Here is a 14789-nt window from a genome sequence, read left to right on the forward strand (position 1 = left end):
GAATCACTATTCATCTTCTAAATCAATATTTATACCTAAAGATCTTATTTCTTTTAATAGAACATTAAAAGATTCAGGCATTCCTGGTTCCATATTATAATTTCCATCTACTATATTTTTATACATTTTAGTTCTACCATTGACATCATCAGATTTTACTGTTAACATCTCCTGTAAAGTATGAGATGCTCCATATGCTTCTAACGCCCAGACTTCCATTTCTCCAAATCTTTGCCCACCGAACTGAGCTTTTCCACCTAACGGTTGTTGAGTTATTAAACTGTAAGAACCAGTAGAACGAGCATGCATTTTATCATCAACTAAATGATTCAACTTTAACATATACATATATCCAACTGTTACTGGCCTTTCAAATTTATCCCCAGTTCTTCCATCAAACAAGTCAATTTGACCAGAAGAAGGTAAATTTGTTAATTTTAACATTTCTTTAATTTCATCTTCTTTTGCCCCATCAAAAACAGGACTAGCAATAGGCATTCCATTTTTTAAATTTTTAGCTAAACAAATTACTTCATCATCAGTAAACTCTTTTAAATTTACTTTTTGTTGTATATTAGAACCTAAATCAAAAGCTTTTTGCATAAATTCACGTAAAAATTTGATTTTTTCTTTATGTTCTAACATTTTTTTTATTACTTCTCCTATTCCTTTAGCTGCTAAACCTAAATGAGTTTCTAATATTTGACCTATATTCATCCGTGACGGTACACCTAAAGGATTTAATACTATATCTACTGGAACTCCATGTTCATCATAAGGCATATCTTCAATAGGATTTATTTTTGAAATAACTCCTTTATTTCCATGTCTTCCAGCCATTTTGTCTCCAGGTTGGATTTGCCTTTTTACTGCTAAGTAAACTTTTACAACTTTTAATATTCCAGGAGCTAAATCATCTCCCTGAATAATTTTACTACATTTTTCTTTTAACTTTTTTTTAAATTTATTTTTTAATTCAATATATTGAACAGATAAAGCCTTGATTTTTTCTTCTTCAGATTTATCTTTTAATTTAAATCGAAACCAACGTTCATATGGAATAGATTCAAGTTTATCTAGAGATATACCTGAATTAATTAATACTTCTTTCACTTGACTAAATAAACTTAACTCAAAAATCTTTTTTTCTTCAGAAATATCTTTTTCAACTTGTTTTAACTGCATTTTTTCTATTGATAAAGCACGTTTATCTTTTGCTATACCATCTCGAGTGAATACTTGAACATCAATAACAGTTCCAGAAACCCCATTAGGTACTCTCAAAGAAGAATCTTTTACGTCAGACGCTTTTTCTCCAAAAATAGCACGTAATAATTTTTCTTCAGGAGTTAATTGTGTTTCTCCTTTTGGTGTTACTTTTCCTATTAATATGTCTCCACCAGTAACTTCAGCTCCTATATACACTATTCCTGAAGAATCTAATTTTGATAAAGCAGATTCTCCTATGTTAGGTATATCAGCTGTAATATCTTCAGGACCTAATTTAGTATCTCTAGAAATACAACTTAATTCTTGAATATGAATAGTGGTAAATCTATCATCTTGTACTATTTTTTCCGAAATTAAAATAGAATCTTCAAAATTATATCCATTCCATGGCATAAATGCTACACGCATATTTTGACCTAATGCTAATTCCCCTAAATCTGTAGCAGGTCCATCAGCTAACACATCACCTTTTTTTACCTCTTCATTTAAATTAATGCATGGAGTTTGATTAATACACGTATTTTGATTAGACCTAGTATATTTAGTTAAATTATAAATATCTATTCCTGATTCTCCTAACAGCATTCCTTCTTTTTTTACCCTAACAACTATTCTAGATGCATCAACATACTGAATTTTTCCACCTCTCTTCGCTACAACTGTAACTCCAGAATCAACTGCCACCGCACGTTCCATACCTGTTCCAATAAGTGGTTTTTCTGTTACTAAAGTTGGAACAGCTTGACGTTGCATGTTAGCTCCCATTAATGCACGATTTGCATCATCATGCTCTAAAAAAGGAATTAATGATGCTCCAACAGATACAATTTGCTGTGTAGAAACATCCATATACTCTACTTTTTTATAAAAAAATAAACCAGATTCCCCACGATAACGACAAGTAACTAATTCATCTATCAATTGTCCATCTTTATTTAAATTTGTATTAGCTTGAGCTATTATAAAATTACCTTCTTCAATAGCAGATAAATAAGTGATATCGTTTGTCACTACTCCACTGATGACTTTTCTATACGGTGTTTCTAAAAAACCATATTTATTAGTTCTAGCATATACAGATAAGGAATTTATCAAACCTATATTTGGACCTTCTGGGGTTTCTATAGGACACACTCTTCCATAATGAGTTGGATGAACATCTCGAACTTCAAAACCTGCTCTTTCTCTAGTCAAACCTCCAATTCCAAGAGCTGAAATTCTTCTTTTATGTGTTATCTCAGATAGAGGATTATTCTGATCCATAAATTGAGATAATTGACTAGTTCCAAAAAATTCTTTAATTGCAGCTGAAATAGGTTTTGCATTAATCATATCTTGAGGCATTAATGTATCTAAATCTCCTAAAGATAACCTCTCTTTTACAGCTCGTTCTACACGAACTAATCCTATTCTAAATTGATTTTCTGCCATTTCTCCAACAGAACGAATTCTTCTATTCCCTAAATGGTCAATATCATCTACGACTCCTTTTCCATTTCTAATACTAATTATTTTTAATATAACATCAACAATATCTGTTTTAGTTAAAACACTTTTTCCATCTATATCAACTCTTGATAAAGATCTATTAAACTTCATTCTACCAACTGGTGATAGATCATATCTTTCTTCACAAAAAAACAAATTATTAAATAAAACCTCAGCTGCTTCTCTTGTAGGTGGCTCTCCCGGACGCATCATTCTATAAATTTCTGTAAGAGCAGTATCTCTATTAATAGTATTATCAATTCGAAGAGTTTCTGATATATACGATCCATAATCTAAATCATTTGTAAATATGGTTTCAATTTCACTATATCCACTATTTTTAATTTTTTCTATAATTTCCAAAGAAAGAATAGTATTTGCTTCAAAAATAACATTATCGGAATTTTGATCTAAATATTCTTTGGCGAGAACTCGTCCTACTAAATACTCAACTGGTACTTCTATATAATTAATCTTATCTTGAACTAACATATTAATATGTCTGGTGGTAACTCGACTTCCTTTTTTTACATATATTCTATTTTTTGACTTAATATCAAACGACGCTGTTTCTCCGCGAAGTCTATTCGGTGATAAAATTAAAAAAAATTTATTTTCACGAAACTGATAAATATTTTTTTTAAAAAATATTTCTAATATTTGTTCTATATTATAATCTAAAGCTCGTAATAAAATAGTAACTGGAAATTTTCTTCTTCTATCAATTCTAACAAATAAATTATCTTTAGCATCAAATTCAAAATCTAACCAAGATCCTCGATAAGGAATTATACGAGCATTATATAATACTTTCCCAGAAGAATGAGTTTTTCCTTTATCACTATCAAAAAAAACACCAGGACTACGGTGCAATTGCGATACTACAACACGTTCAGTTCCATTAATAATAAATGTTCCATTATTTGTCATTAATGGAATTTCTCCCATATATACTTCTTGTTCTTTTATATCTTTAACTGTTGTTTGAGATGCTTCTTTTTCATAAATTATTAATCGCAGTTTAACTCGAAGAGGAGAAGAATATGTCATTCCTCTTGTTTGACATTCTTGTACATCAAAACTTGTATTATCTAAACGGTATTTAACATACTGTAATTCTGCATTACCACTATAACTTCTAATTGGAAATAAAGAACGAAAAGCAGATTCTAATCCGCATTCCCCATCAACATTTTGATTAATAAATTTTTTAAAAGAGTCCAACTGAATCGATAAAAGATAAGGAATGTCTAAAACTTTTGGTCTTTTTCCAAAATCTTTACGAATTCGTTTTTTTTCAGTATAGGAGTAAATCATGAATTCCTCATCTAAATAATAACAGTATTATATTTTTTCTATACTTAGTTATTAAAATAATTAGATTGTTATAAATAAAATTATTATTGAAATAATAAAAATATTATTTAACTAAATTATACTATTTCTCTTGAGCATATAGATATTCAAAAAAATCTAAAATAATACTATTTTGTTTAAATCAAACTAATATAAAAAAGCTGGTGACTTATAAATCACCAGCTGCTAATAGAAACAAATTTAGCAAAAATACCTGTTTCATAATCTTAAACATTTATTTAATTTCTACTTCAGCTCCAGCTGATTCTAAACTTATTTTTAAAGAATTAGCATCTTCTTTATTAATATTTTCTTTAACTATAGTAGGAGCTGACTCTACTAAATCTTTAGCTTCCTTTAATCCTAATCCACTGTTACTTCTTACAGCTTTAATAACAGATACTTTATTAGGACCTATCGATTTCAAAAAAACAGTAAATTCTGTTTTTTCTTCAATTACAGCTGTATTTGAATTTCCAGATACACTGTTTGAAATAGAAGAAGCGGAAACTCCAAATTTTTTTTCCATATCAGAAATTAAATCAATTACATTTTCAACCGACATATTTGATATAGCTTCTACAATTTTTTCTTTAGTTACAGACATATTAAATTATCCTAATTTTCATTCTAACTATCTATTTGTTTTAGGAATATATAAAAAATATTTTTTATTTTTTTATACTATCTTTTTTCTTATTATATATAGCCATTACTGTTTTAAATAATTTACCAATTGATATTTCTTGTAAAATTAACATTATTTTACCAATTGCTTCATTATAAGTAGGCATTGCAATTAAACTTTTTATTTCATCAGGCAATAACATTCTATTCTTAAAAACAGCACCTTTAATCTTTAGATTAATCTTTTTATTCTGAAAATCATCTAATAGTCTTGCTGCACTACCTGGATGCTCTAAAGAATATGCTATCAAAGTTGGTCCACTCAATTGATCTTTCAAACATTGAAACATTGTTCCATTAACCGATCTCTTAAGCAATGAATTACGTACTGAATAAACTACTACACCTACCTCTTTAGCCGCTTTTCTTAGTTTAGTAATATTATTTACTGAAACCCCAGTAATATCAGATATAACAGCAGATACAGCTAAACTATTTACTTTAGTTATTCTAGAAATGATAGTTTTTTTTTTTTTTTTATTTATCGCCATTCTACATTTTTACTCCTATATACCTTAATAATATTAAACAGTACTATGTATATTTAGCAAATTTTTATTTTTATTGATAATTTAAATGAATATTCCTATAAATACATTAATGGCATTTAATAGAAAAAAAAACCAGGTTATATGAATATATACGTTAAATATAACTCTTTACTTTTTTTAAAGTAGTCAATTTTGTATAAAACTACACATAAATTTTCAACAATTAAAACTATTTAATTAAGTAAATACAAAAAATTAGTTTTATATTAAAGATATATTTAAACTTGATTTATCAACTACAATTGAAATACCCATAGTAGTAGATAACGAAATTTTTTGTATAAATTGACCTTTTGAATGAACAGGTTTTGACTTTCTTAAAGCAAGTAACAAAGTTAATAAATTTTCCTGTAAATTATTTTCTGTAAAAGAAACATTTCCTATAGCAGCATGAATGATACCATTTTTATCATTTTTATAATAAAATTGACCTTTTTTTGCATTAATAATTGCATTTTTTATATTATCAGTAACTGTTCCTAATTTTGGATTAGGCATTAATCCTCTAGGTCCTAAAAATGGACCTAACTTCCCTACTATGTTCATTGCATCTGGAGATGCGATGACTACATCAGGTTTAATTTTTTTATTTTTTATTTTTTCAGCTAGACCCTCCATACCTACAAAATCAGCACCAGATTCTTTAGCTATTTGTGAATTAAGTTCTTGTGTAAAAACTACGACAATCCTAGATTTTCCTAATCCGAAAGGATACGTTACTGTTCCTTTAACATTTTGATTAGATTGTTTAGAATCTATTCCTAAATGAATTGATACATCAACACTTTCAACAAACTTAGAATAAGATGTTTTTTTTAATAAAGAAAGTCCTGTTGCTATATTGTAATGATTCTTAATATCTATATTTTCATAAATACGCTTCATTCTCTTTGACATTCTTTTCACTTCTACTTCTCCACAGTTACACCCATTGATTTTGCTGTTCCTTCAATACATCTAATAATGTTTTCTAAACTAGAACCTGTCATATCTTTTTCTTTTATTTTTGCAATACTCTCTAATTGTTGTTGAGTAATTACCCCTACTTTTTCTTGATTAGCTTTACTAGATCCAGATTTAATTCCTATTATTTTTTTTATTAATACAGAAGCAGGTGTTGTTTTTATAACAAAAGTGAATGTTTTATCAGAAAAAACTTTAACAACAACAGGAACAGGTAATCCTTTTTCTAAATCTTTCGTTCTAGAATTAAATAATTTACAAAATTCCATTATATTAACTCCTCTTTGTCCTAACGCTGGACCTACTGGCGGACTAGGATTAGCCATTCCTGCTAAAACTTGTAACTTTACAAAAGAATGAACTTTTTTTGCCATATTTATTTCCTTATGTCTCTAGCAAATTTTTCGTTTTATCAAAAATAAAATATTTTTATGTGTACTACATGCTATAAAATTAATTTTTTTCTACTTGTAAAAAATCTAATTCTACAGGAGTAGCTCGTCCAAAAATAGATACTGATACCGTTAATCTATTTTTATCATAATCAATTTCTTCTACTACACCGTTAAAATCTGAAAAAGGACCATCTTTTATTCTCACTGTTTCACCTGGTTCGAATAACGTTTTAGGCCTTGGTTTATTTCCTATCTTTTCTAATCTACTTATAATTGCATCAACTTCTTTATCGCTTATAGGTAAAGGTCGTTCTGTAGTTCCTCCTATAAATCCTAAAACACGAGGTACACTACGTATTAAATGCCAACTATCATTATTCATTACCATATGAATTAAAACATATCCAGGAAAGAATTTATATTCACTTTTTTTTTTTTGTCCTCTACGAATTTCTACAACTTCTTCTGTAGGAACCATAATTTTTCCGAACATATTTTCCATACTATGTAATTTTATTTGTTCATTAATAGAATTTACTACTTTTGTCTCAAAACCAGAAAAAGCCTGTAACACATACCAACGTTTTTTTACTTTAGAATCCATAATTAACATCCTAATTTAATTATACACGATATTAAATAAAAAAATGTTTTATCTATTCCATATATAACTAATGATATTAAAACTGTAATAATTATAATTATTAGAGAAGTATAAAAAGTATCTTTAATACTAGGACGAATAATATTTTTTATTTCTTTTTTTGATTCTATTAATAAATAAATTAAATATCTTGCAATTTTCGTATAAAATATTGTTGTTACTATACAAATAAGAAATGTACTTATTATTAATATATAAAAAAAAATCCATAATTTTTCTTTATAAAAATTACTTATTTCTATAATGCAATAAGATAAAAAAATAAATAACCATTTATACCATTCTTTCAAATTAAAAAACGTTTTTAACTGGCAATTATATCCCATAAACTATCCTTAAACAAAAAAATCATATATTATTGAAAATAACTAATACACTGATTAATCATTTTAAATAATCAAATTTCAATAGTTATACAAATTTTTTTTGATGAGTGAAAAGGATAATAGTAATTAGTCGCACATACATATTTATTTTCTATAAATACTATTTTAATTAAAGATATTTACGTAGATGGTGCTGATACCCAGACTTGAACTGGGGACCTCACCCTTACCAAGGGTGTGCTCTACCGCTGAGCCATACCAGCATAATTTTTGGAGCGGATAGCGGGAATTGAACCCGCATTATCAGCTTGGAAGGCTGAAGTAATAGCCTTTATACGATATCCGCATATATTTTGATATTTAATTGTTCGACGATAACATTAAATTTATTATAATTTTAATATATATAATTTATTATTTACTACACAACTGCATAACAGATAATGCTAATAATAAATAATAAATTCTAGTTTGGTGGGAGAAGGATTCGAACCTTCGAAGTCTAATGACGGCAGATTTACAGTCTGATCCCTTTAACCACTCGGGAATCCCACCATATACAACAAAATACTTTATATTTATAAAAAATATAAACCGTATGCCGGCTACCGGAATTGAACTGGTGACCTACTGATTACAAGTCAGTTGCTCTACCTACTGAGCTAAGCCGGCTATAATATATTTATAATATTTGCATTTTATAAATATAAAAAAATAATATTTTATATTATATCATGTATATTCATTGAAGTAATTAAATTATATATGATAAAATCATTTTTGTATATAATATATATCTAATTTTAAAAATTAAATAAATTGATTTTTATATTTTTTTTAAAAGTTAAAAATAAATTCTATTATTATTAATTGTATTACTATTTATCGTTAATAATACAAAAAATTAATAAAATAGCATTGTTCTCTATCTATACTACTATAAATATCTTTTATAAAAAAAATAAACAAATTTATTATTAAATAAATTTATACATTAAATTCTTTAAGTTTAAAAAAAATTAATTATACATCTCTATATTTTATTTTTTTATTTAATTCTTTAGTTATTTTAACTTATATTAAGAATTAATTTACTAGCTCAAAACTAAGAATTAAATATAAATTTAATAATTAAATTTTAATAAAAAGTACTAAAAAAGGTTAATACTATGTTATCTTCTCAAACTAATTATAATTTAGAAAAACAAAAGGGAAATTTAATTAATTCAATCTCTATATCTTTTGAATTTTTTCCTCCTAAAAATGAAGAATCAATTACACGACTTCTATCAGATATAAATGAATTTACAACCCTTAATCCATCTTTTATTTCTATAACTTGCAGTCCGCATAAAAAAACAACAAACCATACTTATAAATTAATAAAAAAAATAAAAGAACAAAACCGAATTCATACAGTTCCACACGTAACTTGTATTAATCATAAAAAAAAAGAACTTAAAACTATTGCTAAAAAATACTGGAAAAATGGAGTTAAATCTATTCTTGCATTACGTGGAGATAAAATAAAAAATTCTAATTCTAATACAATGTATGCAATAGACTTAATTAACATATTAAAAACAACAGGAAATTTTAACGTCTATGTTGCAGCTTATCCAGAAGTGCATCCAGAAGCTAAAAATCCTACTTTTGATTTATTAAATTTAAAAAATAAATTTTTAGCTGGAGCTAATAGCGCTATTACACAATTTTTTTTTAATGCAGAAACATATTTAAGATTTAGAGATAAATGTTCTAAAATTGGAATATATAATGATATAATTCCAGGAATATTACCAATAGTTGACATACAACAATTAAAACGATTTTCTTCGATGACTAATGTAAATATTCCAATTAAAATATTTAAACTATTAGATAATTTAACACCTAATTCTATACAATTTAATATCATATCTTCATATATTACTAACTCTATAATAGATGTGCTGTACAGAGAAGGAGTTAGAAAATTTCACTTTTATACATTAAATAAATTATACTTAGCACATTCGATTGCCTATATATTAAAAATGAAAAATTTTTCAGAAAAATAAAATAAAAATAATTACTACAATAATTATTGTCTATTAATAAAAATATTAATTGTAGCTAATTAAATATTAAATTTATTCATTTTTCCATTAATTTGAAATCGATTAAAAAATCTTTATAAGAAAAACAATAATTTATAACTATATGATATTCAAATAATCATAGTTGTAATTAATTGTTTTTAATTTCAATTCTATTAAAAACAAATATCATAATGATTATCAGTTAGAACTTATTATATATATATTGAAATAATGATCTATATTAACTAAATACAATTAAATATAAATATATCTATAGAATAAAAATACCTCTTTTTAATTTTTTGAAATAAAAAATTTCAAATAAATCTATAGGGAAAATAAAATTTTTCTACCTTTAGAATGAATTTCTGCATATAAAATATATCTAAATGTTAAAATAATATAAATGATAGACAAAGTAGATGCTCAAAATTAATTATTTATCACAGTAAAAATTACGCATCAATAAAACTACTATTTAAAAAATAGTTCTATTATAAATGATTACACTTAAATATAACATTAATATGTTTATTTTTTTAGTTAAAACTTAAATTTAATATTATATTATATTAATAATCTAATTATACTTAAAAAGTATAATACATATATTCTTTGTTATTCTTAATAAATACTAACTATTGATGGTAAAAATTGATTTTAATTAAGAATTAAATTTTTTTTATAATTAAAAATTACATGAATTAATTTAAACAAAAATCATTTTCAAACCTATGTATTAATATTTGAAAAAATTATATATATATATTTATTTACATAATTATTAATTATAAACTAATTTATAATATATAATAAATACTATTATATAAATAATAAATTTTTAGTTTTTTCACAAGAAATTAAATTCTCACATTAATATATTTAATGTTATAAATATTTTTTTATATAATATGTAAAAAATTATTTAATTCAAAAAAATTTAAATTCATTAATTTTATATATAAAAAATTTAAATTATTTAACTATTAATTATTTATATAAAGTAAAAAATATATAATATTCAAAATAGATTAAAAATATTTTATATTTATATCATAAATATATATGTAAATAAAAAATAAAATTAAATCTTTTACATACATTCATATTAAAATAAAGATTTAATATATAATATATAAATATATGTAGTATAAAATTTTTTTTTAAATGAATTATTCAAAACAATATATATATATATATTCTTTTGTTTTCTTTAAAACAACTAGGTAGAAAAATATATTTATATATATAAATATATGTATATATATATATATATTATGCATTATTTTATTTTCAATATTTATATCATTTGAATTATAATTTAAAAACTAAATTGCTATATTAAATACGCTAGAACAACATAATCTAACAAAATTACTACATATATTCTTTTTATCTATACAAAATTTTATAAAAATAAAAATAAAATATATATGTATTTATTACATTTAATTAAAACTATTTATTTTTAAATCTATTTCAAAAATAAATCATATTATTTGTATTTAAAACAATAATTTTTTTAACTGTAATTAAAAAATCAAAGACAGTTTTTTGTTGATCAATATCAATTGTTACTTTTTACTTTAATTAAATATTCAAAAATGTTTTTTATTTTTTTTAATCACTATTTCATACTTAACAAATAAGTATTAACCTACTATGTAATTTTACTAACAAGGGAATTTATGACAACAACTAAAAAAAATACAGTTGTATTAGCATACTCAGGAGGATTAGATACTTCAGCTATTATTCCTTGGATTAAAGAAAATTATTCTTATGAAGTAATAGCATTTGTTGCTAATATTGGACAATCTGAAAAAGATTTAATTGATATTAAAAAAAAAGCTATTTATTCTGGAGCTAAAAAATGCTATATATACGATTTGCGCTATGATTTTGTAACTAAATATATATATCCTATGCTTAAAACTGGAGCTTTATATGAAAAACAGTATTTACTAGGAACTGCATTAGCTAGACCAGTAATAGCTAAAGCACAAGTTGAATTAGCTTTAAAAACTAATTCCATAGCACTATGCCATGGATCAACAGGCAAAGGTAACGACCAAATACGATTTGAAATGGCTTATACAGCTTTAGCTCCTAATCTAAAAATTATTGCTCCATGGCGTGAATGGAACATATCTTCCAGAGAAGAGTTGATAACTTACTTAAAAAATAGAAATATTCCTACAACTACTACTGTAGAAAAAATTTATAGTAAAGATGAAAATTGTTGGCATATTTCAACAGAAGGAGGGAGATTAGAAGATCCCTGGAAATCACCTAAAAATGAATGTTGGAGTTGGACTGAAGATCCAAAAAAAACTTCTAATAATCCAGAAAAAATCTTAATCTCTATAAAAAATGGAGAAATTATAAAAATAAACAACAAACAATTAAACCCATTAGAATGTTTAAATTTATTAAATTCTATTGGATCACGTCATGGTATAGGAAGAATAGATATAGTAGAAAATAGACTAATTGGAATAAAATCTCGAGGTTGTTACGAAACACCTGGTGGAACTATTATGAATATTGCAATTAGAGCAATAGAACAACTAGTTTTAGATAGAGAAAGTTTTAAGTGGAGAGAACAAATTGGTCTAGAAATGTCTTACGCAATATATGATGGTCGTTGGTTTACACCATTACGAAAATCATTACAATGTGCTGCAGATTCTCTTTCTTATTTTATTAACGGAGAAGTAGTACTAGAACTTTATAAAGGAAATGTAATTCCTATTCAAAAAAAATCACATAATTCATTATATTTAAAAGAATATGCTACTTTTGGTCAAGATTCTATATATAATCAAAAAGATGCACAAGGGTTCATCAACTTATATTCCCTTTCATCTAGAATCCGATCATTAAATAAAAATAAATTAAAGGATGAATAATTATAACTATTTACTAATATATATAAATAAAATTTAAAATAGGAGAAATACTGTAATGGCACTATGGGGAGGTAGATTTTCTAAAAAACCAAATGATTTTTTCTGTACATTTAACAACTCTTTAAATATTGATTTTAAATTAGCAAAATACGATATTTTAAGTTCTATTGCTTGGTCAAGAACTTTAACTTCAATTAACATTTTAACAAAATTAGAACAAAAAAAAATTGAAGAAGCTTTATTAATACTACTTAATAAAGTAAAAAAAAATCCAAAAATCATGTTAAATAGTAAAGCAGAAGACATTCACACATGGATAGAACAACAGCTCATTACTATGGTTGGTTCTTTAGGAAAAAAACTACATACAGGAAGAAGTAGAAATGACCAAGTAACAACTGATTTAAAATTATGGTGTAAATATAAAGTAAATAAATTAATACAAGAAATAAAAAATTTAAAAAAAACATTAATTATTACTGCAGAATCAAACATTGATATTATTCTTCCTGGATATACACATTTACAAAGAGCTCAACCTATAGTATTTTCACACTGGTGTTTAGCTTATTTAGAAATGTTTACACGAGATAATATTCGTCTGAAAGATTCTTTTAAAAGAATGAACTTTAATCCTTTAGGATCCGGCGCTTTATCTGGAACAGCATGGAAAATTGACCGAAAAAGTTTATCTACAGATATGGGTTTTAGTTCAGAAACTAAAAATAGTTTAGATAGTGTTTCAGATAGAGACTACGTACTCGATCTTCTTTCTGCTTCCGCAATTAGTATGATGCATTTATCTCGATTTTCTGAAGACTTAATTTTTTTTAATTCAGGAGAAGCTAATTTTATTCAATTATCCGATGATATTACATCTGGTTCTTCTTTAATGCCTCAAAAAAAAAATCCAGACTGTTTAGAACTTATTAGGGCTAAATCAGGACGAGTATACGGATCTTTAATAAATACTTTAGTAGTTTTTAAAGGATTACCTCTTTCTTATAATAAAGACATGCAAGAAGATAAAGAAGGACTTTTTGATTCTTTAAAAACATGGAGTAACTGTTTAAAAATGGCTTCTTTAGTTTTAAAAAATATGAAAATAAACAAAAAAATTTGCCGTCAAGCAGCAGAACAAGGATACTCAAATGCTACAGAATTAGCTGATTACTTGGTAAAAAAAGGAGTAGAATTTCGTTCTGCACATAATATTGTTGGAAATATAGTACTAGAAGCAATAAAAAAAAATAAAAACTTAGATCAATTAAACTTGTTAACTTTAAAAAAATATTCTAATGTTATTGATCAAGATGTTTATCATCATTTAAAGTTAGAAAATATTTTAGAAAAAAGAAGTTCTAAAGGAGGCATATGTAAAAAACAAATACTATTTGCTATAAAAGAAGCTAAAAAAAAAATTTTTGATACGAAGTAAAAATAATAAATTTATTAAAAAAAACCATGGTATATAGTATTAGATCATTTTTTATATACAATATTATTAACACGATATGTAATCTTATTATATCTTTGATAGATAACATATCGCATAAACACTATTGTAAATATATATTTTATTCTTTAATAATTAATTAATAACTATTAATTTTAAATATAAAATAATTAAGTTCATTAAATTTTAAATAAGTCCCACTTACTTGTATATTCATTATTTTTATGTTTTATTCTTTTTAAAATAAACCATTATTTCTAATCTATAGTATTTTTATATTTCATATAACAATTTAAAAAAATAAATTTACTTTTAATTTTATTAAATTAAATCTTAATATATTTAATTCAAAAAACTCAACATTGTTACATACAATATAATAGTATTATTTTATTTTTAATTTAAATATCAACTACATATATATACAAAATAAATTTATTTACAAAAAATTAATATATTCATATATTATAAATAATATAAACTCGAATTATATTTTATACTTCAATATTTTTTTTAAATTAAAATTTAAATACTTGTATATATAAAATATAATACATTCATATAATAATTAAAAATATTTAATATTCAAAAATATACAATTTAGTACAACTAAGTAATATTTACGATATGTATTAAATTTTTTGTATAAAAAACTATCTATTAATAAAAAATTATACATA

General features: G+C 24.3%; 10 protein-coding genes and 4 tRNA genes. 3 read left to right on the forward strand and 11 right to left on the reverse strand.

Annotation, left to right across the window (positions count from 1 at the left end):
* Positions 1-6: 6 nt before the first annotated feature.
* From rpoB to D9V65_RS00195, 11 genes are all read right to left on the reverse strand, one after another.
* Positions 7-4035, reverse strand: coding sequence for a DNA-directed RNA polymerase subunit beta (gene rpoB / locus D9V65_RS00145; RefSeq protein ID WP_158341581.1), 4029 nt, complete (start codon positions 4033-4035; stop codon positions 7-9).
* A 274-nt stretch (positions 4036-4309) separates the two neighbouring features.
* Positions 4310-4681, reverse strand: a complete 372-nt coding sequence (gene rplL / locus D9V65_RS00150) for a 50S ribosomal protein L7/L12 (protein ID WP_158341582.1) — start codon at positions 4679-4681, stop codon at positions 4310-4312.
* 64 nt (positions 4682-4745) lie between these two features.
* Complete coding sequence (rplJ, locus tag D9V65_RS00155) at positions 4746-5252, reverse strand: 50S ribosomal protein L10 (RefSeq protein WP_158341583.1); 507 nt, start codon at positions 5250-5252, stop codon at positions 4746-4748.
* A gap of 261 nt (positions 5253-5513) precedes the next feature.
* Positions 5514-6209: a 50S ribosomal protein L1 gene (rplA, locus tag D9V65_RS00160; RefSeq protein WP_410049987.1), complete on the reverse strand. Its 696-nt coding sequence runs from the start codon at positions 6207-6209 to the stop codon at positions 5514-5516.
* 11 nt (positions 6210-6220) lie between these two features.
* Positions 6221-6649, reverse strand: coding sequence for a 50S ribosomal protein L11 (gene rplK, locus D9V65_RS00165; RefSeq protein ID WP_158341585.1), 429 nt, complete (start codon positions 6647-6649; stop codon positions 6221-6223).
* Between the two features lie 79 nt (positions 6650-6728).
* A complete protein-coding gene (gene nusG / locus D9V65_RS00170; RefSeq protein WP_158341586.1) occupies positions 6729-7274 on the reverse strand; it encodes a transcription termination/antitermination protein NusG in 546 nt (181 codons plus the stop codon).
* Positions 7275-7276: 2 nt separating this feature from the next.
* A complete protein-coding gene (secE, locus tag D9V65_RS00175; RefSeq protein WP_158341587.1) occupies positions 7277-7660 on the reverse strand; it encodes a preprotein translocase subunit SecE in 384 nt (127 codons plus the stop codon).
* Between the two features lie 188 nt (positions 7661-7848).
* A tRNA-Thr gene (locus tag D9V65_RS00180) sits at positions 7849-7923 on the reverse strand.
* A gap of 8 nt (positions 7924-7931) precedes the next feature.
* Positions 7932-8006 (reverse strand) — tRNA-Gly (locus D9V65_RS00185).
* Positions 8007-8132: 126 nt separating this feature from the next.
* Positions 8133-8215: transfer RNA gene (locus D9V65_RS00190), tRNA-Tyr, on the reverse strand.
* A 44-nt stretch (positions 8216-8259) separates the two neighbouring features.
* Positions 8260-8332, reverse strand: a tRNA-Thr gene (locus D9V65_RS00195).
* A 497-nt stretch (positions 8333-8829) separates the two neighbouring features.
* Between D9V65_RS00195 and D9V65_RS00200 the strand changes: the two genes are divergently transcribed.
* The 3 genes from D9V65_RS00200 to argH all read left to right on the forward strand — a co-directional run bounded on the left by D9V65_RS00200 (position 8830) and on the right by argH (position 14091).
* Positions 8830-9720 carry a methylenetetrahydrofolate reductase gene (locus tag D9V65_RS00200; protein WP_158341588.1) on the forward strand — a complete coding sequence of 297 codons (891 nt, stop codon included), beginning with the start codon at positions 8830-8832 and terminating at the stop codon, positions 9718-9720.
* A 1709-nt stretch (positions 9721-11429) separates the two neighbouring features.
* Positions 11430-12653 carry an argininosuccinate synthase gene (locus D9V65_RS00205; RefSeq protein WP_158341589.1) on the forward strand — a complete coding sequence of 408 codons (1224 nt, stop codon included), beginning with the start codon at positions 11430-11432 and terminating at the stop codon, positions 12651-12653.
* 55 nt (positions 12654-12708) lie between these two features.
* Positions 12709-14091: an argininosuccinate lyase gene (gene argH, locus D9V65_RS00210; RefSeq protein WP_158341590.1), complete on the forward strand. Its 1383-nt coding sequence runs from the start codon at positions 12709-12711 to the stop codon at positions 14089-14091.
* The last annotated feature ends 698 nt before the right edge of the window (positions 14092-14789 follow it).

It is taken from the genome of Buchnera aphidicola (Anoecia oenotherae), from assembly GCF_005080765.1.
Lineage (GTDB): Bacteria > Pseudomonadota > Gammaproteobacteria > Enterobacterales > Enterobacteriaceae > Buchnera_E > Buchnera_E aphidicola_AB.